This is a genomic window from Streptococcus viridans, from assembly GCF_900636365.1.
Taxonomy (GTDB): domain Bacteria; phylum Bacillota; class Bacilli; order Lactobacillales; family Streptococcaceae; genus Streptococcus; species Streptococcus viridans_A.
In genome coordinates this window covers 336929-357127 of the sequence record NZ_LR134266.1, presented here as the reverse complement: position 1 = coordinate 357127, position 20199 = coordinate 336929, and the positions used below count along the sequence as shown (strand labels likewise).

The 20199-nt window shown below is 35.8% G+C and carries 24 protein-coding genes, 1 tRNA gene and 2 pseudogenes; all 27 read right to left on the bottom strand.

Going from position 1 to position 20199, the window contains the following annotated elements; translation table 11 throughout:
• Window positions 1-11: 11 nt before the first annotated feature.
• A complete protein-coding gene (locus EL081_RS02015; RefSeq protein WP_126403783.1) occupies window positions 12-581 on the bottom strand; it encodes an SP0191 family lipoprotein in 570 nt (189 codons plus the stop codon).
• 161 nt (window positions 582-742) lie between these two features.
• The gene (locus EL081_RS02010; RefSeq protein ID WP_126403782.1) at window positions 743-2407 is read right to left on the bottom strand and encodes a DAK2 domain-containing protein; all 1665 of its coding nucleotides are present in this window, start codon (window positions 2405-2407) and stop codon (window positions 743-745) included.
• 2 nt (window positions 2408-2409) lie between these two features.
• Window positions 2410-2775 carry an Asp23/Gls24 family envelope stress response protein gene (locus tag EL081_RS02005; RefSeq protein WP_006594986.1) on the bottom strand — a complete coding sequence of 122 codons (366 nt, stop codon included), beginning with the start codon at window positions 2773-2775 and terminating at the stop codon, window positions 2410-2412.
• A gap of 155 nt (window positions 2776-2930) precedes the next feature.
• Entirely contained in the window at window positions 2931-3119 is a 189-nt protein-coding gene (gene rpmB / locus EL081_RS02000) for a 50S ribosomal protein L28 (RefSeq protein WP_001140948.1), read from the bottom strand.
• 118 nt (window positions 3120-3237) lie between these two features.
• A complete protein-coding gene (locus tag EL081_RS01995; protein ID WP_125330080.1) occupies window positions 3238-3933 on the bottom strand; it encodes a LiaF transmembrane domain-containing protein in 696 nt (231 codons plus the stop codon).
• A gap of 4 nt (window positions 3934-3937) precedes the next feature.
• Entirely contained in the window at window positions 3938-4384 is a 447-nt protein-coding gene (locus EL081_RS01990; RefSeq protein ID WP_048788766.1) for a LytTR family DNA-binding domain-containing protein, read from the bottom strand.
• A gap of 177 nt (window positions 4385-4561) precedes the next feature.
• Window positions 4562-4873, bottom strand: a complete 312-nt coding sequence (locus EL081_RS01985) for a hypothetical protein (RefSeq protein ID WP_126403781.1) — start codon at window positions 4871-4873, stop codon at window positions 4562-4564.
• 519 nt (window positions 4874-5392) lie between these two features.
• A complete protein-coding gene (locus EL081_RS01980; RefSeq protein ID WP_003013947.1) occupies window positions 5393-6178 on the bottom strand; it encodes an ABC transporter permease in 786 nt (261 codons plus the stop codon).
• 1 nt (window position 6179) lies between these two features.
• Window positions 6180-6974 (bottom strand): ABC transporter permease, encoded by a 795-nt coding sequence (locus EL081_RS01975; RefSeq protein ID WP_003013825.1) that lies wholly within the window; start codon window positions 6972-6974, stop codon window positions 6180-6182.
• On the bottom strand, window positions 6971-7957 hold the full coding sequence (locus EL081_RS01970; RefSeq protein ID WP_003010129.1) for an ABC transporter ATP-binding protein: 987 nt from the start codon (window positions 7955-7957) through the stop codon (window positions 6971-6973). Before EL081_RS01970 ends, EL081_RS01975 begins: the two co-directional genes overlap by 4 nt.
• Window positions 7950-8153, bottom strand: a complete 204-nt coding sequence (locus tag EL081_RS01965) for a hypothetical protein (RefSeq protein WP_003010127.1) — start codon at window positions 8151-8153, stop codon at window positions 7950-7952. The genes EL081_RS01970 and EL081_RS01965 overlap by 8 nt, the downstream gene beginning before the upstream one ends.
• Window positions 8154-8823: 670 nt before the next feature.
• The gene (locus EL081_RS01955; protein WP_227223595.1) at window positions 8824-9108 is read right to left on the bottom strand and encodes a hypothetical protein; all 285 of its coding nucleotides are present in this window, start codon (window positions 9106-9108) and stop codon (window positions 8824-8826) included.
• Between the two features lie 69 nt (window positions 9109-9177).
• Window positions 9178-9312, bottom strand: coding sequence for a hypothetical protein (locus EL081_RS10200; protein ID WP_264081591.1), 135 nt, complete (start codon window positions 9310-9312; stop codon window positions 9178-9180).
• 43 nt (window positions 9313-9355) lie between these two features.
• Window positions 9356-9694 carry a Cd(II)/Zn(II)-sensing metalloregulatory transcriptional regulator CadX gene (gene cadX / locus EL081_RS01945; protein ID WP_126403780.1) on the bottom strand — a complete coding sequence of 113 codons (339 nt, stop codon included), beginning with the start codon at window positions 9692-9694 and terminating at the stop codon, window positions 9356-9358.
• An 11-nt stretch (window positions 9695-9705) separates the two neighbouring features.
• Window positions 9706-10320, bottom strand: a complete 615-nt coding sequence (locus tag EL081_RS01940; RefSeq protein ID WP_002911684.1) for a CadD family cadmium resistance transporter — start codon at window positions 10318-10320, stop codon at window positions 9706-9708.
• A gap of 645 nt (window positions 10321-10965) precedes the next feature.
• Complete coding sequence (locus EL081_RS01935; protein WP_126403779.1) at window positions 10966-13119, bottom strand: heavy metal translocating P-type ATPase; 2154 nt, start codon at window positions 13117-13119, stop codon at window positions 10966-10968.
• A gap of 19 nt (window positions 13120-13138) precedes the next feature.
• A complete protein-coding gene (locus EL081_RS01930; RefSeq protein ID WP_002908710.1) occupies window positions 13139-13588 on the bottom strand; it encodes a CopY/TcrY family copper transport repressor in 450 nt (149 codons plus the stop codon).
• 401 nt (window positions 13589-13989) lie between these two features.
• Window positions 13990-14062, bottom strand: a tRNA-Thr gene (locus EL081_RS01925).
• Window positions 14063-14109: 47 nt separating this feature from the next.
• Window positions 14110-14571: pseudogene (locus EL081_RS10120) on the bottom strand (GNAT family N-acetyltransferase).
• A 38-nt stretch (window positions 14572-14609) separates the two neighbouring features.
• The gene (locus EL081_RS01915; protein WP_126403777.1) at window positions 14610-15395 is read right to left on the bottom strand and encodes an ABC transporter permease; all 786 of its coding nucleotides are present in this window, start codon (window positions 15393-15395) and stop codon (window positions 14610-14612) included.
• 1 nt (window position 15396) lies between these two features.
• On the bottom strand, window positions 15397-16215 hold the full coding sequence (locus EL081_RS01910; RefSeq protein WP_126403776.1) for an ABC transporter permease: 819 nt from the start codon (window positions 16213-16215) through the stop codon (window positions 15397-15399).
• Between the two features lies 1 nt (window position 16216).
• Complete coding sequence (locus tag EL081_RS01905) at window positions 16217-17209, bottom strand: ABC transporter ATP-binding protein (RefSeq protein WP_126403775.1); 993 nt, start codon at window positions 17207-17209, stop codon at window positions 16217-16219.
• A 359-nt stretch (window positions 17210-17568) separates the two neighbouring features.
• Window positions 17569-18501 (bottom strand): annotated as a pseudogene (locus EL081_RS01895) (alpha/beta fold hydrolase).
• Between the two features lie 394 nt (window positions 18502-18895).
• Complete coding sequence (locus EL081_RS01890; protein ID WP_126403773.1) at window positions 18896-19207, bottom strand: hypothetical protein; 312 nt, start codon at window positions 19205-19207, stop codon at window positions 18896-18898.
• Window positions 19208-19298: 91 nt separating this feature from the next.
• Window positions 19299-19505, bottom strand: a complete 207-nt coding sequence (locus EL081_RS01885; protein ID WP_070590689.1) for a hypothetical protein — start codon at window positions 19503-19505, stop codon at window positions 19299-19301.
• A gap of 21 nt (window positions 19506-19526) precedes the next feature.
• Window positions 19527-19868 carry a hypothetical protein gene (locus EL081_RS01880; protein WP_126403772.1) on the bottom strand — a complete coding sequence of 114 codons (342 nt, stop codon included), beginning with the start codon at window positions 19866-19868 and terminating at the stop codon, window positions 19527-19529.
• 27 nt (window positions 19869-19895) lie between these two features.
• A complete protein-coding gene (locus EL081_RS01875) occupies window positions 19896-20135 on the bottom strand; it encodes a hypothetical protein (protein ID WP_126403771.1) in 240 nt (79 codons plus the stop codon).
• Between the last annotated feature and the right edge of the window lie 64 nt (window positions 20136-20199).

Sequence of the window (20199 nt, the reverse complement as noted above, 5' to 3'; positions counted from 1 at the left end):
AGAGTCCGAACCTATGGTGCTGGCGTTTCTTCTTTAAAACCGTGGAGTTTTAATCCTGTGAAAACAGTCGATGCCTTGATGTCTTTTAGGTCACCGATACCAAGATCTTTAAAGTAAGATAGGTCTTTAACCTTGTCCCAATCAATGGTTTCCATATCAACAGAGACCGTTGAGGCTAATTTTTTCTCTGGAGTGACCTTATATTCGATACTGAAGCCAGCCATGTCTTTCAGAGCCTTGTATTCTGAATCTGACTGCAAGCCTTCATTAATAATTTTTGTCATCTCTTCAGGACTTAGATTAGCTGAATTAGTGGCGATTTTTTCTGGCAAGGCTGATAAAACATCTAACTTTAATTTCTGAACCTTATCACCTTTTGTCGTGATGGTGTAGCGATGTTGATTGCCATTGATTTCTGCAGTGAGAACCTTGGTTTCTTCCTTTGCCTCACTAGTACCAGTTTCACTTTTTTCTATCGAAGTAGTGGTTGAGCTTTTTGATGTTTCTGTGGACTGAGACTTAGTAGCACACCCCGTCATCACAAAAAGCAAAGCTCCTAAAAAGCAGATTACCTTTTTCATTTGCTTTTTCTCCTATTTCTATTTTTCTAAAGTATAACATATCAAATAAAAATTGTCTAAAAACACCTATCTAATCGCTTTCATAAAGTTTTTTTTATCAAAAAAAGGGCCAAAAAATCATTTTTTTGGCTCTTTTTCCTGCTATTTTTGAAATTTTTTGATTATTCAACGCTAAACAAATATGGGTAAACTGGTTGATTTCCTTGATGAATTTCGACTTCAACGTCCTCATATTTAGCCATCAAGTTTTGAGCCAACTCATTGGCTAGATCTTCTTGACCATCTTCACCGATATAGATCGTAACAATTTCACTATCTTCGTCCAACATCTTATCAAAGGTTGCTATCAAGGTTTCCATCATATCTGGATTGGAAACAACGATTTTGCCATCGACCATTCCAAGATTGTCGCTTTCATGGATTTCAAGGCCATCAATGGTTGTATCACGAACGGCTGTCGTCACACTACCTGACACCACATCTTCAATCGCTGCTGCCATTCGATCATGGTTTTCTTCAATAGACTTGCTCTCATCAAAGGCAAGAAGACTGGTCAATCCTTGAGGGATGGTCTTGGTCTCTACGACAGCTGCAGGTTGTTCAATGACTTCTGCTGCTGATTGAGCGGCCATCAAGATATTTTTGTTATTTGGCAAGATAATGATGTTGCGCGCATTCAACTCTTCAACAGCTTTGACAAAGTCTTCTGTTGATGGGTTCATAGTTTGACCACCAGAGATGATGTAATCCACACCTTGCGCTTTGAAGATATCCGCTAATCCGTCACCCGCAACGACTGCGATGATAGCATATTCTTTTGCTTCAGCTGGTTTCGCTTGACGCTCTTCTTTTTCAACTTGTGCTTCGTGCTGGTTGCGCATGTTGTCGACTTTTACCTTGACCAAGCTACCATATTTCAATCCTTCTTGCATAACAAGACCTGGATCTTCAGTATGGACATGGACTTTGACGATTTCGTCATCATTAACCACTAATAGAGAATCCCCAAGATTGTTCAAATAGTTACGGAATTCGTCGTAGTCAAAGTCTTTCACATAGGTTGGGCCTTGTTTCAAAGCGACCATGATTTCTGTACAGTAACCAAAGGTGATATCTTCGGTTGCCACATGACCTGCTACTGACTTGTGGTGCTCTGCGTTGATCATTTCTGACATGGTTGCTGGAGTCGCCACAAATTCTTCAGAAGCGATAAATTCTCCTGTCAAAGCTGATAGGAACCCTTCATAAATGAAGACCAAACCTTGACCACCAGAGTCCACTACACCAACTTCCTTCAGTACAGGAAGCATATCTGGTGTTTTGGCAAGAGCTGTCTTAGCTCCTTCAAGGGCCGCACGCATGACTTCGACAGCATCATTGGTAGATTCTGCTTTTTTCTTGGCACCGATGGCAGCACCACGAGAAACGGTCAAGATGGTTCCTTCTACAGGCTTCATTACCGCTTTATAAGCTACTTCAACCCCTGCTTGGAAGGCTGCCGCAAGAGCTGCTCCATCCAATTCATCCTTGTCTTTGACACTTTGAGAAAATCCGCGGAACAACTGAGAAGTAATGACTCCTGAGTTTCCACGCGCTCCCATCAAAAGCCCCTTCGCAAAGATATTTGCTGCTTCTCCAACAGTTGAAGCAGAGCGATCGGCTACTTCTTTTGCACCATTTTCAATGGTCATCCCCATATTGGTTCCAGTATCACCGTCTGGTACAGGAAAAACGTTCAATGAATTGACATACTCGGCTTGTTTATTTAAGCGAGTAGCCCCTGCTTGGACCATTTCTTGAAATAAACTAGTTGTAATTTTAGACACGATTATTCTCCCACAATTTTAATGTTTTGGATATAGACGTTGACTGTATCCGTTGTGATTCCAAGTTGATTTTCTAGACTGAATTTGACACGCTCTTGAATATTTTTTGAGACTTCGCTAATTTTTGTACCATAGCTCAAAACAGTGTAAACATCAACCGCAATACTTCCTGCTTCCGCTGTTTTCACAACGACACCCTTAGAGTAGTTTTCCTTACCTAAGAGAGCTTGGAAATTATCTTTAATCGCGTTTTTGCTAGCCATCCCAACCACTCCAAAAATTTCAGTGGCTGCACCGCCTACAACAGTTGCGATGACATCATCAGTCAATTCAATTTGACCATCTTTTGTATTGATTTTTACTGTCATAATTTCTACCTCAAAAGTATTTTATATTCTATTTTACCATAAAAGAGGGCGCGTGTAAAAGGGATACATCTTTCTCCTATCGGTTGATACAAATGTCCAAAAAGAGAAAAAATAAAGAAAAAAGAAAAGGACCTCCAAGAGATCCTCATTTCTGATTAAACGCGTTCTACTTTACCAGATTTCAATGCACGAGCTGAAGCCCAAACTTTTTTAGGTTTACCATCGATAAGGACAGTTACTTTTTGAAGGTTTGGTTTTACGGCACGTTTGGTTTGGTTCATCGCGTGTGAACGGTTGTTTCCTGATACAGTCTTACGACCAGTAAAATAACATACTTTAGCCATTCTGTTTTGCCTCCTATTAGATCTAATATTACGGATGTGCTAGCACCACATACCGTACTATATTACCAAAAAAACTTTCTCTTGGCAAGACCTTTGAATAAGTTTTTCTTAGATCGGCTTATGAAAAGGAATTCTCACCTACATAGATGATTTCTAGGTTCCCCAGTGAGACCTCTCCGACGATGTAAAAGTCCTTGCTGGTTAAATTGCTAGGATTTTCCTGGTGTTGGATAGCTGACAGAGAACTTTCTACATTGACATGAACCCGCCAGTCGCTCGGGACATAGAGACTCAAACTTCCAAGGGAAACATCCACCGCAAACTGAGCTGACGGCCCTTCGATCCGGCAATTGTCAAAATAGATAGAAGCTTCTCCTAAGCTCACATCGGCACTTCCGCCCGTAAAATTCTGGTCATTCAAATACTTGGTCACTGTAGAGAAGGAGACATCGATGTCATTGCCAGCAGTTTGGGAAGATGATCCTGCTGAGTAGGAGTTCCAAGTCGCTTTTGCTTTTTTAGAGGGCTTAAAGAGAATATTCAGACCAATCACCGCTAAAATAGAAGAAAAGATGACCACCGAGTTGGATACCGGAAGAAAATGATATTGGCCATTAAGGGAGAACAGGGCCAAGATCCCATATAGGAAGCCCCAGCCAAAGTGCCGCTTCAAAAAACTTGAGAGAGAAAGGACTGCTAGCAAAACAACCCAAGCCAGCGTCCAAATACTGATTTCCCATTTTACAAAATAGCCTTGTAAGAGCACTAGAGCTGCTAGGAGGATTAAGAAAATCCCAATTAATTTATTTTTCATCTCGTTACCTCATTTCCTTTAACCGTTCTTTTAAGAGTTGATAGTAGTGTCGGGACACGTGTACCTGTTTGTGGGTTTGATAAAAATTCACTGTACTGGTTCCCGAAAAAGATTTTTCGATAGAATAAATCTGCTTGGTATTGACAATGGTCGACTTGGAGATGCGACAGAAAGCAATTGGTAAGATCTCTTCCAACTCATAGAGTTTTTGACGAACCTCATAAGCCTCTTCTCTGGTATGCCCATAGATCTTTTCACCATCTGTCTCAAAAAAGAGAATTTCTGACACATCCACGAAGTACTCACTTCGATCCTTGTAAAAGGTCAAGGGCGTCATTTTTTGCTCCAAGATCAACTGTTGCAAGCGGGCGACATCTTCCGTCAATCGAGGAGCCCGAATGATCATTTCTGGCTCATCCATCTGAGGATCTAATTCGATGCGAACTTTCATATGACTCCTTTCTTAACCTTTGTTAGTAACATTATAACAGCTGTTCAAAATCTTACAAGTCCTTTTCAGTAAGTGGTTATTTTCAGCCCCTAAGTGGTTCTTTCAGACAGCTAAAAAGGACTTGGTCTGAAGAAATCTCTTCATGCCAAGCCCCTGGAACGAATAAAATTAGAAGCATTATTTTTCTTTTGGTGCGTCTGGAAAGAGAAAACCAAGACCAAGACAAGCCAAGACACCCGAAGTAATCACGACCCCATTTGAAATCGGAAGAAGATCATAGATGGCATTGGCAATGATGAAGCCAATCACTGCACAAATCAAGCTGGACTTGTAGTCTTTCTTGAGTGCATTTTCAAGCGTAAAGAAAGCAAACAAGACAACTGGAAGCAAGGGCCAAAGATTGGCATCTATTTTCGGGTAACCAATGATACTAAAGGTGATGACGGCGAGAGCTGCAAGGATAAATCCAAAACCAATTAATTTTTTCATGATACTACCTTTTTTTGTAATGTTATCAGAAGACTAGCTTCTTTTGATAATCCTACTATAACAAACAGAGGCAAGAGTGACAAGGAAATTTGGATAAGTGGTCGAATTATCGGACTATCTGGTCAAATCTCCGTTCATTCCTAGGCGTTAGAAGACAATATTCGAGGATAACGGAAGGTCAATGAATTACCGTAGAGATGGAGAAAAGGTTTTGGATGCTTTGTCATTTTTGGTACAAATAAAACTTTTCGTAAAACCTGGTTTGACACAGTTGGATTTCAGGTACTTTCAGTTTAGCTTTATATCAACCATCATCAAAATCCAACTATTTTCTTATTTTAAAAAATATGAATAAGTTTGATTGAATGAGGGAATTTCTTTAAATTTTTTCTTAGCACCTATAAGTTAATAATACTATTCTTTAAATTATAGTTTATAATTATCTGATGTTTCAATGACCACAAAACAAAGTACAGCGAATCACTTCCTTTAGTCAAACATATAACTGAACAACATTGTTTATCTTCCTGCACTTTCATATTTTTTCAATCCTTTTCTAAAAATTGTACGACTGATAATAATCAAAAAAACTGTAAAAACTATTTGATAGAAAAATAGGTTCAATGTATCTTTCCCTAAAAATATTAATACTGCAGGATTGGCAATTAATAAATTGGGAACAAATAACATAGTGATCAATCTGTTAATACCTGTAAAAATATTATATGGATACTTAGAAATTCCAATATAATTCAAAAATACATCTACTTTTGAAAATTTAGTTGGGAACCAAAATGAACTAATCGTTATTAGAAACCAAATTGAATAATATATAATACAACCACACATTAAAGAAAGGATATAAAATAATATTTTTAATGAATTTAAATGTACATTTAAATTTCCATAACTTATAAAAATGATCGCAAGACCAAAAAAAGTATTCACGAATTGAACTAAATTAAATGATCTAAAAATATAGAACAACTGAGTATCAAACGGCCTCAATAAAATTTGATCCAAGTTACCACTCAAAATATCTGATTCTAAAATTCCCATACTTCTAATTAACAATCCCATCATAACTCCATCTACAATAGTGTAGGAACCTACCAAAAATAAAATTTGATAATAGTCCCAACCATTAAAAGAGTCTATGTTTAAGAAAATCAATCTAAAAAATACAATAGGTAAACCAATCCACAGTATCGACGAAAATAGACCACAAAAGAAGTCAAAATGAAAATTCATATCAGATTTAAAACCAAAATGAAGTAGCCTAAAAATTACTTTTATTCTAAACATTTTATCCTCCCACATTTGAGAAGTGCTCCACTCCTTTTCTCAATATGAATCTTGATATAATATAAAAAATGATGCACCAAATCAATTGAATACAAATAATTCTCAAATAGTCTATTAATTTATATGTATCATTACTAAACATCTGAAGCGGTTCATATACTAAGTATTTAAAAGGTAATACATCTAAAAACAGACGAAAATTATTTGAAAAAAAACTTAAAGGCAATAATATTCCTGATAAAAACTGAATTACTATTTCTTTAACAGTAAGGACAAAAAATATATTTTCTAACCAAAAAGAAAGCATACCTACACAACATGATATTAAAAACCATAGAACCATAGATAGAATAATTGCAATACTTCCTAAAATAAGAATTTCAATGGTTAATAACTCATTCTTGTAATAAACACTGGAGAATAAAATGACAGGAATGATGATAAATAATAAATGAGCAAGCCTATCTCCAAGCATTTTACAAAAATAATACTTATAAAAAGTAACAGGTTTTATTAATATGCTAAAAAAATTTCCTGAATGAACATCGTCATTGATTTCCCAATCAACTGGATAAAAAACAAAATATGAAAAAATTATAGTCCCCAAATAGTATTGAACCATTGAGGTAAAATCATATCCTGCTATATTTATCTGGTTACTCTGATATATATACGTCCATAAAAATACTGATATCATAATTTGTATACTTGCCTGTAACATTAACAATAGTACACTTGATTTATAGTTCAAAATAGATCGAAATGATATCAGAATAATAGACATTTCTTTTTTCAATTGTGCTCCTTTTTTGTAAAATAGTTTTGTAAAATAATTTCTTCTAAAGAAAGATTTGATATTTCAAAATCTTCTATATCTACAAGCTTATTGATTGATTCTAATGTCTCAAAGACAAAATCTCTAGGTATTTTTAGTATACATTCCGATTTTGTTTGAGAAATGACTACTACTCCTTTAACAGAGCATAACTCTGGTACCAAATCTAATGTCATTTTTATCTTTAAATATTTAAAATCAGAAAATTTAGATAAAATAACATCCATTGACTCCTGCAAAATAATTTTTCCTTTGTCAATGACGATTAATTCGTCACAAACAGACGAAATATCATCCATATCATGACTCGTTAAAATAATAGTAGTATGACATTCTTCATTCATTTTCTTTAAAAATGTTCTGATATCTTTTTTAGACTGTATATCTAACCCTATAGTAGGCTCGTCTAAAAATAATATTTCCGGACTTGTTAAAGATGCCGCGATAAACTCCATTTTCATTTTTTGTCCAAGAGAGAGGGTCCGGACCTGCTGGTAAAGCTGATCTTTTACATTCAACAAATTGCTTAATTCCTGAATTCGTTCTTGTAAAATCGCCGGTTCTACCTCATATAAAGTACCAATCAATTGAAAATAATCCATAGCCGAAACATCTTGAAATAACTGTAATTTATTTCCTACTACTATTGAAATTTTTTTTCTAAAATTTATACTTCTTTTAAATGGAATTTCTCCATTCACTTCTAATTTTCCGGAACTAGGATAAAGAGTCCCAGTCAACATTTTAATCGTTGTGGATTTACCAGCTCCATTACTCCCAATAAAGCCAACTATACTCCCTCTCTTAATCGTAAAACTAATATCTTGAACAGCTCGAATCGTTATTTGATTACGTTTCAAAAATCTCTTGATAAATGGGAGTCTTGAATCAAAATTATAAAAATTTTTAGATAAATTCTGAGCATTAATAACTATTTCACTCATATATCTCTCCTTTCGATAAAATATATTTACTTGTACTTTTTCCATACTTTACCAAAATGCTAAAGATTGAGCTAAAATCTTCGGGATGGGTAAAATAATATTTGTCTTTAAAAAGTTTCTCAAAACCTTCAAGGCGATTATTGAAATCATTAAATTTTGTATTGTCTAGCTGGTTGAATGTCTCTTTAATATCCATAAACTTTCTCCGTGATTCTTTATTTCACTTTATAAATAGAAGAGTGTCTATATATTTATAGATCCTCAAGAACTTGCATTTTATCAAGTATAAGTAGAATAGTATGTAAGGGTTTACATATTCATATTGTATGATTATTTAAGGAATCCGTCAATTTTCCACATTATTATATGACAAAATGTATTTTTTAAAAATGCAAAAATCTATGAGCAAGATGTTTGACTTCCTTTTTTAAAGTATATATACTTATATTAACCTTAGAAAAGAAAAAATGTTTGAACAGATATTCAATAATAATTACTTTTTTTAAAATTAAAATTCGAACTTTAAATTTTTATCTTTTTTATATTATTGAGTAACCTAAATTGCCCAATTTGTAAAATTTAGCTAGACAAAAAAAGACATCCAAGAGAAATTTCTTAAATGTCTGTAAACGTTGATATAAGCGTGTTGATTAACGTTTTGATAATTGTGATGCTTTACGAGCTTTCTTAAGACCTGGTTTGGAAAGTATGGGTTTCAGTTGGACTAAAAACAGCGTATTATCAAGGCTTTTCAGAACGATATCTACTGATTAATTTCATAAAATCTGAATCAATATTTTTAAAATAGGGGAATAGTTTAGGTCTCTAAGCATTAAAATAATACACCTAACTTTGGTCACCGTTTTTTAGTTATTCACTCTTTTTTCGGATAGTGTTTTTAAAGTTATGATGTAAAATGCCGCAATTAAAACACTATACATCATAATCAGAGGATAGACAATTAAGGATAGAATCAATCCCACTCCTTTAATTATTAGGTCAGGTATCAATAACTTCCTATATTGTGCGGTAGCTTCAAGTAATTCTTTCTGATCTATATTGGGTTTATCAATTACTTTATGTAAAAACCAGTTTGCTACCGTTGAAACAATAACGATCAGTCCATAAAAGAGCTGTGCCGTATGATTCATGAAATGACTACTAACTATTCCAGTAGCATAGGGCATAAATGAAACAAAAAATAAAAGATACAAATTCTTTCAAATTTCTCCCTTTTCAACTTGGCTAACTTGACCTGCATTACCTAGGTCGCTTTGCTTTAAATTATACTTTTTTCTTAAACATTTGATACGAGTAGGTATTTCTTGTGAGTAATTTTCATCAAAAAATTTCATATATAATCTCCCTATAATCATGGAAAAGTAGTAAAAATAGTTGTTATCCTAGTTGATTAAAAAAAACTCTGATTTCCTCATCTTTTATAAAATAATATATAATTTTCCCCTCTCTTCTAGTGTCCAAGATGTTTTGATTGGCTAGTTTACGAAGATGGTGGGAGGCAGATGCCATACTGAGATTTAATAAACAGGCTATATCGCAGACACAGAGTTCTTCGACGGCAAGGAGATAAAAGATGATATTTATCTGTTTATTATCGGTAAATTTTGATAAAATGCGAAGTGATTTTTGGACTTTTTCCTTTTCAAGGTAGTTCGTTGCGGTTGTAACATTTTGTTGATTTATAACATCCACTTGACAGATACTATCTTTTTTCATAATTTTTTCTCCTAGCCTAACACAGCCCATAGCATGTCAAAGCTGTTGTTTTCAATCAGGATATACATCCCCAATCCTAAATAGACAACGGCAATAAACCATCTGCTATATTTCTCCAAAGTTTCTCCAACAGAAGGGACTTGTGCTAATTTTTGGGCAGAAAAAACCAAGAGATAAATCATGACTAGAAAAGTAAGTAAAGTCACTATCAAATTCGCTAAATTTAAGGTGGTAAAATATGGGACAAAGACACCTATATTGTCAGCGCCACAACTTGCAAAAGTAATCATAGCGACTAGAAAAATCAGGTTTTTATTGTCTTTTCGCAAACCATCTTTTGCAATAGCTTCTCCATCAGAATCTCCTAAAAGCAAAACTTTGAGGCCTAGGAAAATTGGAATCAAACCTAGTAAACCTAAAATCTCTTTACTAGGAATATAATTTAAGACAAATGCAAAAAGCAAACTTAGGAATATTAGACTAACAGAGCCTAGAAATTGTCCTAAATAGATGTTAATGATGTCCTTTCTGCTTTTTCTTTTGGCAAAAAATAACATTAGGATAATAAGTAAGTCTACGGCTGTCCCAGAATACAGGATTATTGAAGTAACAATATTTTGAATCATAAAACACCTCATTCAAATATATTTTTGAATTTATTCTAACATTAACCTCTGTAGATGTCAACTTAAAATCCACCAATTAATAATTGCATGTCAATATTTGTGTTGTGAAACTAGTTTCAGAAATATATAGTCTTAAAGTATGTCCACTGCCAATGGTTTTTTCAATATTTAAGAGGAGATTTATAATGGTTCATTTCTATAAATTTATAAACGAGTTATATATTTTGTTTAACCAATTATTAACTATTTTTATCAATAATCACTTCATTAATTTGTACTTTTTAAATTTGATTTATTTTTCGTGCATATTTTATATGAATTTAATTCTAATACATTTTAAATAAAAAATACGCAATTTTAATTGGCACTGACCCCCGTAAATGAGAATTAAATAAAAACACCTCCAAGTTGGAGACGGTGGTATTATTGTCAAGAAAATAGAATAACAAGCTATAAAACTGTCGAAATAGGTGGCTTTTAGGATTTTAAAAGAAATCAGTTCTATAATAAATTAAAAATCGTGTTGGTAGAAAAATCGTCTACTTCTACCAACACGATTTTACAAAGAGCCGGTACTTACATCTCTTTTTCTCCTGTAAAACTATTGTATCTTGATACTTTAAGGAGTTTCAATCACTCAATCTGTTAACCGTTATTTTTTGGATCTAAACTTAACAACATCGCATTAATGGCGACGATGACTGTTGACACAGACATTAGGATTGCTCCTAATGCAGGGCTTAATGTGATACCAATAGGAGCCAAAATTCCTGCAGCTAGAGGGATAGCTATAAAGTTATAACCAGCTCCCCAAAATAGGTTTTGTTTCATTTTACGAGTTGTTTTGTGTGCTAATTCAATGAATGATTCAATATCTCCTGGATCGGATTGAGTCAATATGACATCAGCTGAATCCAATGCAACTTGAGTTCCAGCACCTATAGCTATACCAACATCTGCTAAGGCAAGAGAAGGAGCATCATTTACACCATCACCTACCATGATAACTTTCTTTCCTTCATCTTTAAGTGTTTTAACCAACTCATATTTATCTTGTGGAGATTGATTTGATCTATATTCAATCCCTAAAACTTCTGCCGCGCCTTGAGCCGCTTTTTCATTATCACCTGTTGCCATAATTGGTTGAATATTGTTCTTTTTAAGAGCTTTAATTAACGCTTTACTCGTTGGTTTTAATTCGTCCCCTAAAGCTACAGCACCAATGGCATCATCGTTTTCTACTAAGACACTAAGAGTTGCTCCTTTTGGAATATCCATATCAAGATTACGTCCATAGGCTTTTTGACTGATTAATTGGTAACGGTGCCCACCTGCTTTACCCTCTACTCCAGAACCGGAAATCACATCAATCGAATCAAAAGATGCTGGACGTATATTTTGCTGCTCGGCGAAACTTATAATTGATTGAGCAATTGGGTGGCTAGATCCTCCTTCAATACCTGCCAATAAGGCAATGATTTCCTCTTTTGTATATTTGTCATTAAGAAGTTTTACATCTAATACTTTAAATTCACCAGTTGTTAAAGTACCCGTTTTATCTAAAATGATCACATCTGCATCTTGAGCTATTTCTAAGGCTTGGCGGTCTTTTACTAGTAAGCCACGGCTAGCTCCTAAGCTTGTGCTACGGGCGGTTACCAATGGAATAGCCAGACCCAATGCGTGCGGACAAGCAATAACTAATGTAGTAATAGTAAATATAACTGCCGTTGGGATATCTCCAATAATCATCCACACTACAAAAGCAATTAGCGCGACAATAACAGCAATATAGAAGAGCCACCCTGCAACCTTTTGCGCAATATTTTCTGCTCTGGAAGGCTGACTTTGAGCTTGGCTGATTAAATTCTGAACTTGAGAGATGAAGGATTGATCACCTGTCTCATTCACTTTAATATAAAGAACCCCTTCTCCATTTGTTGAGCCCCCGATTACTTCATCGCCAGGGCCTTTTTTAACTGCTTTTGATTCTCCAGTCAAAAGAGCTTCATTTAAACGTGATTCGCCACGCTCGATAATCCCGTCTGCTGGCACATTTTCTCCGGCTTGAACACGAATTAAATCACCTACCTGTAAGTCAGCAACTGGACGTGTTTCAATTGAATCGTCTTCTAATACAACGTGAGCATCTTTCGGCACTAACTTAGCCAATTCTGCTTGTGCGTCTCCTGCTTCTCCAATAGCTTTCATCTCAATCCAGTGACCTAATAGCATGATTAATAGTAATGAAGCAAATTCAAAGAAAAAGTCCATCACGTGTTCACCCGTTACGTAGGTAATGATCACAGCATAAATACTGTATAAATATGAAACACTTAAACCTAAAGAAACGAGTGCCATCATTCCAGGTTCTTTTTGTTTAAATTCGTCAACTGCACCTTGATAGAATGGACGTCCACCATAAATAATTAATATAGTAGATAAAATAGCTACTACAATATCAGAATATGGAAAAGTAAACTGGAATGGTAGTTCAAATCCATGCAAAGGGACTAGGAGCATAATAATGATTCCTAGTGGCAATGACTTTAAGAAAAGTTCCTTAAAGCTTCCGTGATGATGGTGGGCATGCCCACTGTGTCCGCTGTGATTATGCCCGCTGTGATCATGTCCACTGTGCCCGCTGTGATTATGTCCACTGTGACCGCTGTGATTATGTCCACTGTGACCGCTGTGATCATGCCCAGCATGATGTACTTGATGTTGATCCTTATGGTATCCATGTTCATCTGTGATTCCATGCTCGTGTTTTAACTTATCCATGTTGTCATTATTCATTTTAAATTCCTCCTTATGCTTAATGATGATGTAAATGACATTCGCATTGTCCTTCTGGACAATTGCAATCCACTTCTTCTACTGCGAAAGATTTTTTCATCTCTAATATTTTTTCTAGTCGATCTATATCATCGAAGCTTAAAACATGATCTTCAATGATGCTTCCTATTACATTTCCGACTTTCTTATTGCAAATACGGTTAAAAATATCTTCTGCATAATCCCTTACGGCTTCTGTCTCTTCAATATTGGCAGTGTAAATAAACTTTCTACCTTCATGCTCTGTATTTAGTACGCCTTTTCCAACTAATCGACCTAAGATCGTTTTGATAGTGGATTGTGTCCAGTCCATTTTTTCTTGCAATACGGAAATGACTTTTTTACTAGTTACTCGATCATTTGCCCAAACTACACGCATGACTTCCCATTCTGCATCTGTGATATAAGTATTAAATTCTATCGTGCTCATTCTCCTTCCTCCCTAGTTGTCTACAGATGTAAACGAATATGTTTAAAGTAAGTTTACCATTGTAAACGAATTATGTCAAGTCTTTTTATTAAATTCTCACTTTTTGGGGTCAGTCCCTTAAAACATGCTATTTTTATCATTGATAAATATTAATAGCTAACTTTCCGAAAAACAACTATTTTCTGGAAAGATAGTTTTGAGCATTTCTAAAATAGCTCTAGAATATTGATAAAGTCATTCCCATATTAGCTAAGACTCGATTATACATTACAAGAGAATATTAACGATGAGTTTGAAAACATCCGAAAACTTTTATAATAATTTGGTACAAATTTTGGTACAAAAAATGATTCAACATCAAAAAAAGCCTATCACAATAGGCTTTTTCTTGTATCATTTGATGCCGATTGCAGGGATCGAACCTGTGACCTACGCGTTACGAGTGCGTTGCTCTACCAACTGAGCTAAATCGGCGATTACCCTTATAGTATAGCACTATAAGGAAGGATGTCAAGGGATTCTTAATTCATCTTTTTAATCAAAATCTGACAAGGATTTTGAGGCCCCCACAGTTGCGGAAAAATCTCTAGTTTTTTAAAGCCAAGACTGCGATAAAAGACATTGGTTCGGTCATAATCTTTATTAGAGCCTTCTGCCACTATTTTCACCTGCAAAAAATCAACATTTTTGCCAGCTTCACTCTCTAAAGTAGCAAGCAATTGACTACCAATTCCTCTACCTTGATGAGCTTTTTTTACACCGAGACAATCAATTTCTGCACAATCTTCACTGGAATAGGACAAGCTTACAAAGCCAAGCAAATTACTCTCCTAAAAGGCGGTCCACACCTTCAAGTCCTTGGCTCCTTCGATGTAGGCTTGCGTGCTTTCTGGTATTCCAAACCATTCTGGCAAATCCCTTAAAATCTCAGCGACAACTGCCATTTTTTGATCTTCACTCTTGACTTCTTCAATAACAAACATTACAAAATCTTTTCTTGGTTTTAGTCTTACTCTAGCTCTTACGAACCAGCACTTTCGTAGGCATCTAACCCCCTGTCCCAAAGTTTCAGAGAGATGCAAAAGAAGATAAGAGAAATCAGAATCAAACCACCAATATTAAAGAAGACATCCTTGTCCTGCAAGAAATAGCTGGCAGGATAGTAGGCCGTAAAAGCAAAGGGCACAATAAAGCTAATTAACCAACGAAGGAGGGAATTATAAATGGAAATCGGGTACTTGGCAAAATCATTAAACATATAAAAAATGTAAATCATGGCACCTGACTGCTTGGTCCAAAAAGCGATGCTGGCTGTTGCAATTTTCAGGGAAGTATAGATCAAGGTCGCAAAAGGAATACAAACTAGAAAAATCAGGAATTTGGGAAGAGTCCAAGCAATGCTAGTCGCCGTTGTCGTTAGTAAGATTCCACCGACCAAAAGTTCGCCCAAGGCATCAATCTGAAAGGTCTCAACGAGGATGTGAAAGAGAGGACTGATAGGACGGGTCAGATACTTGTCAAACTCCCCTTTTCGAACTAGTCGTTGACCTAAAGCCCAGAGATTGTCAAAAAAGAGATGATCTAATCCCTTTGGAATTAAGGAAAATCCATAGATAAAGGCAATCTCTTGAAAGGTCCAACCTTCTAGCGAGGGGATGTGTTGAAAGAGTACATTGAGAAACAAGAGGTTTAGGCCTTGAGTCAGAAAGACTCCCAACACACCTACCACAAAATCCACCTTGTATTCCATGATTTGCTTGATGTATTGTCTGATAAAAATCAGATGCATGCGTTGATATTTTTTCATACTAACCTCCCTGAATGGTGATAAATGACTGGACTCGTTTCCAAATCAACTGAGACAAGCCCACCATCACTATAAGCCAGAAAAGCTGAAGCAAAAGTGCTTGAAGAATCTGACTGGCATCGTATTTCCCAACAATGATCATAACCGGAGTGTAAATCAAGGATGAAAATGGCAATAAGGAGAGAATATCTGAAACCACCTTTGGAAAAAATGTCAAGGGAATCAAACTGCCAGACATAAAGGCCACTATTGAAGTCTTGAGTAGATTGGAACCCCATAGGTTTTTAAAGACAAAGGCTGAAAATCCAAAGCAGATATTAAAGAAAAAGTTAATCAGATAAGCCAGAGTTAAGCTAAAGAGATAAAGGACAGTTAATCCCAGCACTTCTACAATACCTTGCCCAGATAAGATTTTCATCAAAACAATGACACTTAAAAATGGCAGCCCAACAGAGATAAAAATCAACCACTTGGAACCAAGCTCCGTAAAGAGGTAAGAAGCCGCAAAATGCACTGGTCTCAGCAAGCGCATGATAATGGAGCCATCCTTGACCTCCTCCCCAATCATAAAGGAGCTATCAGACCTAGTCAAAAGATTGGTCACAAAACTCATGATGATGTAGAGAGTGATATCTGCCATACTGAAGCCCTGAATCAAAGGCTCCTGGGAGGAGTCAAAGACTGCCTTCCAGAGATAAAATGCCACAAAAGCCCCCATGACATCACCAATCCGATAGAGAATAAAGTTGACTCGATAGCTAATCAACTCCTGAATCCCTGCATTGATAAAGGGTTTATAACGTCTCCACAATTTGACCATCTTAGAGCTCCTTTCGATAGAAGCGACGGATAATATCTTCAATATCCGTATCTACCATCTTCAAATCACGGACTTCAAAATCAGATAAGGTTTGCTTGATAATATCGGCCGACTGGTAGCGGGAACTATCGAATTCAATATTGAGAGTATTTCCTTGTCTATCAATGGACATATCAGGTAAGCCTTCATAATGAGAGACAAGATGACCTTGACCTGGTACCAGTTCAAAGGAGAGAGTCTTCATCTTGCCAAAGGTCTCCTTGAGCTGACTCACCGTTCCATCAAAAATCTCTTGCCCCTTATCAATCATAAAAATCCGATCACAGAGTTGCTCAATATCACTCAAATCATGAGTGGTCAAGAGAATAGTTGTCTCTTCCTCCTGATTAATCTGAGTAATGGCCCGACGAATGTTGTCCTTGACCGACACATCCAAACCAATAGTCGGTTCATCTAAAAAGAGAACTTTGGGATTGTGAAGTAAGGAAGCTGCAATATCCGCCCGCATCCGTTGACCTAGTGAAAGAGTCCGCACAGGATCCTTGATAAATTCCTTCAAATCCAAAACTTCATTCAAAAAGTCCATGCGCTTATGGAAAAGCGAGTCCGGTACATCATAGATCTCTTTCAAAACCGTGTAGGTCTCTTGCAGAGCCAAATCCCACCATAGCTGGGTGCGTTGCCCAAAAACAACCCCAATATCCTTGACATAATCTTGGCGATTGTCCTGCGGAATCTTGCCATTAATCCGACAAAAACCAGATGTCGGTTTCAAAATCCCTGTCAGCATTTTGATGGTGGTTGACTTCCCAGCACCATTTGCCCCGATAAATCCTAGAATCTGCCCTTTTGGAACTTCAAATGTTAAATCCTTGACCGCTTCAAAAGTCTGCTTTTCAGGATGAACAAAGGAGCGCAAGGCTCCCTTTAACCCCGGCTCCTTAACTGTCTTCACAAAATTTTTCTGAAGATGTTGCACTTCTATCATTGCCATATCTATCTCCCTATCGTAAGAAGCAACATTGTATTTTTGACTACAAGTATTCTAAATCCTTACTTTCTACACTTTTTCAATATTATTACAGAAGGCTTTATACCAACCTATTATAATCTAATAAAAAAAGGAATGCAAGCGTTTGCTTATTGAGTATGAAATTAGAGATTTCTCTCTTAAAATGAAACTTTTAATCAAGAATTCTGTTAAATAGTTTCCTTAAGACACCAAAAAACCTGCCCTTAGGGGCAGGCTTCTTGTTAAGAAAAAGAATTTTTTTAATCGAGAAAATTAACGATTCTACTGTTAATCCTTCAGCATTTAATTATTATCATCAGTCTCAATGGATTTTTAAGCCCTCAATTATTCTCTAAAAATTCTTTAATACGAGAAACAATAGCATCGCTTTGATAATGATAGAGGTCGTGAGGCGCATCCATATAGTCGACTTGAACATTAGACTGGTCGCTTGCAAATCTCTCTGCATAACGTTGCCACTCTGATTGGCTAAAGGTCGTGCCTTCACCGTTAGAAACCAGGAGTAAGGCTGGAATTTTCGGATTAATGCTAGATGGAACTTTCTTGGCATTTTCCTTTGCCAAACGGGATTCATGAAGCATGGCTTGTGACATCAACTGCTTATATGCTAGTAATTTATATTGTTGTCATTCAGTTTCAGTCAGAGTTGGATTTTTTATATAAAAGGACTCAGGGAAATAGCGTAATAAGCCAATCTTACTGCTCCAATAAGCCACAGTAAGCAAGGCCTGATTATCCTTTAAATCTTCATAACTCGCTGGCAAGGCCCAATCCAGGCCAATCAAAGTCTTCACTTCATTCGGATATTTCTCTTGCCAAGCAAGACTCTCTAAACTAGCCATAGAATGCGAAATAATCACATAAGGACCTGAAACATGAGCTTGCGCCAAAGCTTGACGGGTCTCAGAAAGGACCTCCATCACATCTCTTGAACGATCATTATCTTCACTAAAACCATATCCTGCTCGCTCCACGACAACAACTTTGTATTTTTTGGATAGGGAATCTGATAGATTCTTAAAGTCTAGGATAGGGGAGGCGATGCCAGCACCTGAAAGTAACACGATTGTTTCAGGCCCTTCTCCAGTAATCGAGACATTCATTTGATGGCCATTGACCGTAACCTGTTTACCTATGGGTGTGAGTAGCTTCCTTTCTTTTTGCAAACTGACTTGGTGAAACATAAATGTAGCACCTAAAAAGAGGATAAGAAAGCCACAAAGGATCCAACTCCACTGTTTAAATTTTTTCATAGCGTTATTGTACAAATTTTAGAGTGTTTTATCAATATGACTTAGATATTTTTGTTGCAATAATAAAAGAGATAAATAATCACCTCCAACACCAACAAAAAAGGCTTATCCTTACGGATAAACCTCTGGTTAATAACGTTTCAAGCAAGATTATGCTTTGTTTTCTGAATATAGTTGATTTAATCGCCGTACTTCCCATTACATTGTAAACCTCTATATTATCGTAAGACCTGGTTTGGAAAGCATTATTTTCAATTGATTTAAAAATAGCTTCATAACAGTATTTAAGGGCATCCTTACGCAACTAAAATTTCAAAAAATTGATATTAGCTTGATAATTTAGGGAAGTTCCAGTATGGTTTTGAAGCGCTTCATTATAACTATATACAGGGCTTCATTTTTTAAAGAATTCTTTCCCAAAAACGTCCCTAAGCCATGAACTAGTATAATCAAACCTATCACCAAACCTTATAATAGTCAAATCTTGAACCTCAGTGGCAGCAACCGATATTTTTATTTCTCTTGGAAAATGTAACTGGCGCAGATTTAGTTTTGTTTTGAGATAAATTTCCCCAAATATTTCATCACTGCCTATCACTTCTCCATATTTACTTGCAATTTTGAGACATTTAGAAAACACTTCTTTTTTTGAGCCGCTAACAGACAATAAATTTCTATTTATAAAAATGTACGGTATTAGCTTCATTCTTACACTTCCTTATATGATTTTTTTAAGACTGTTATAAACATCTAACAAGAGTACGGGCGAAGAGGCAATAGGAGTTTTTCTAAGGTATTTATAATCCTAATCGTTCCGAATCCCAGTTTCCATATTCGTCATACCCAAATCCATCAGGATCCATTGCATCAATTCCACATTGCTCTAGAAACCTAGAACAGTCATGACAATAATAAGACTCATAGCTTTCATCGCTACCTTCCCAATCAATTTCATGCTTGGTAAACAACTCACCACACTCACTACATTCGTATAATTTTGACATAATATTAACTCCTATTTCAAATTAGATATCTATATGTTCAACAAAGTCAATAATTTTTAATTTCATTGCTTTTGTAATTGGTTGTTTTCTAATATTTTTAATCATTTCAGACTTAGACGTAGTTTTTAATTGTTCTTTAACTACGCGCTTTGCCACTTCTTCATAACCGTATCCAGCAATTGAATCTGCAGCTAAACCTAAAAAAACTAATAAAGCAATTCCACCTAACATGCCAAATGGTCCAAGAGCAGCCAATGCTGTAGTTAATGCTGCAGCACCTGCTAAACCTGTTGTACTCATTGCTACTAACAAGACTACAGCTGGCAAACCAAAACCTGCTAATTTCTTAACAATTGCGTCCATAATAATTCTCTCCTTTATTAGTGTAGCTTACATTTCTCTTATACAATTCACGACAGAAAATGAATTAACTAACCCAATGTTATATTTTTTGTTAATCAATTTCACGCATTCAGAGAAACTCAATTTATTTTCCTTTATAAATTCAATTTCTTCCCCGCCATTCTTAATCATATAGTCTGCAAATTTTGAGGCAATAATATATCTTCTAACAACGAAATAAATCATTCCAAAAATCAACACAATATTAAGTATTACTTGTAAATCCATTCTGACTTTCCTCCTATAATGGCACGGCACGGTGTATACTACACCAAAAAACTTCTGGTCATGT

Bases quoted from the DNA above. Each gene is read 5' to 3' on its own strand.
- EL081_RS02015 (WP_126403783.1), bottom strand. From the start codon at position 581: ATGAAAAAGGTAATCTGCTTTTTAGGAGCTTTGCTTTTTGTGATGACG.
- EL081_RS02005 (WP_006594986.1), bottom strand. From the start codon at position 2,775: ATGACAGTAAAAATCAATACAAAAGATGGTCAAATTGAATTGACTGAT.
- rpmB (WP_001140948.1), bottom strand. From the start codon at position 3,119: ATGGCTAAAGTATGTTATTTTACTGGTCGTAAGACTGTATCAGGAAAC.
- EL081_RS01995 (WP_125330080.1), bottom strand. From the start codon at position 3,933: ATGAAAAATAAATTAATTGGGATTTTCTTAATCCTCCTAGCAGCTCTA.
- EL081_RS01990 (WP_048788766.1), bottom strand. From the start codon at position 4,384: ATGAAAGTTCGCATCGAATTAGATCCTCAGATGGATGAGCCAGAAATG.
- EL081_RS01985 (WP_126403781.1), bottom strand. From the start codon at position 4,873: ATGAAAAAATTAATTGGTTTTGGATTTATCCTTGCAGCTCTCGCCGTC.
- EL081_RS01980 (WP_003013947.1), bottom strand. From the start codon at position 6,178: ATGTTTAGAATAAAAGTAATTTTTAGGCTACTTCATTTTGGTTTTAAA.
- EL081_RS01970 (WP_003010129.1), bottom strand. From the start codon at position 7,957: ATGAGTGAAATAGTTATTAATGCTCAGAATTTATCTAAAAATTTTTAT.
- EL081_RS01965 (WP_003010127.1), bottom strand. From the start codon at position 8,153: ATGGATATTAAAGAGACATTCAACCAGCTAGACAATACAAAATTTAAT.
- EL081_RS01955 (WP_227223595.1), bottom strand. From the start codon at position 9,108: ATGAATCATACGGCACAGCTCTTTTATGGACTGATCGTTATTGTTTCA.
- EL081_RS10200 (WP_264081591.1), bottom strand. From the start codon at position 9,312: ATGAAATTTTTTGATGAAAATTACTCACAAGAAATACCTACTCGTATC.
- cadX (WP_126403780.1), bottom strand. From the start codon at position 9,694: ATGAAAAAAGATAGTATCTGTCAAGTGGATGTTATAAATCAACAAAAT.
- EL081_RS01940 (WP_002911684.1), bottom strand. From the start codon at position 10,320: ATGATTCAAAATATTGTTACTTCAATAATCCTGTATTCTGGGACAGCC.
- EL081_RS01935 (WP_126403779.1), bottom strand. From the start codon at position 13,119: ATGAATAATGACAACATGGATAAGTTAAAACACGAGCATGGAATCACA.
- EL081_RS01930 (WP_002908710.1), bottom strand. From the start codon at position 13,588: ATGAGCACGATAGAATTTAATACTTATATCACAGATGCAGAATGGGAA.
- EL081_RS01915 (WP_126403777.1), bottom strand. From the start codon at position 15,395: ATGAAAAAATATCAACGCATGCATCTGATTTTTATCAGACAATACATC.
- EL081_RS01910 (WP_126403776.1), bottom strand. From the start codon at position 16,215: ATGGTCAAATTGTGGAGACGTTATAAACCCTTTATCAATGCAGGGATT.
- EL081_RS01905 (WP_126403775.1), bottom strand. From the start codon at position 17,209: ATGGCAATGATAGAAGTGCAACATCTTCAGAAAAATTTTGTGAAGACA.
- EL081_RS01890 (WP_126403773.1), bottom strand. From the start codon at position 19,207: ATGAAGCTAATACCGTACATTTTTATAAATAGAAATTTATTGTCTGTT.
- EL081_RS01885 (WP_070590689.1), bottom strand. From the start codon at position 19,505: ATGTCAAAATTATACGAATGTAGTGAGTGTGGTGAGTTGTTTACCAAG.
- EL081_RS01880 (WP_126403772.1), bottom strand. From the start codon at position 19,868: ATGGACGCAATTGTTAAGAAATTAGCAGGTTTTGGTTTGCCAGCTGTA.
- EL081_RS01875 (WP_126403771.1), bottom strand. From the start codon at position 20,135: ATGGATTTACAAGTAATACTTAATATTGTGTTGATTTTTGGAATGATT.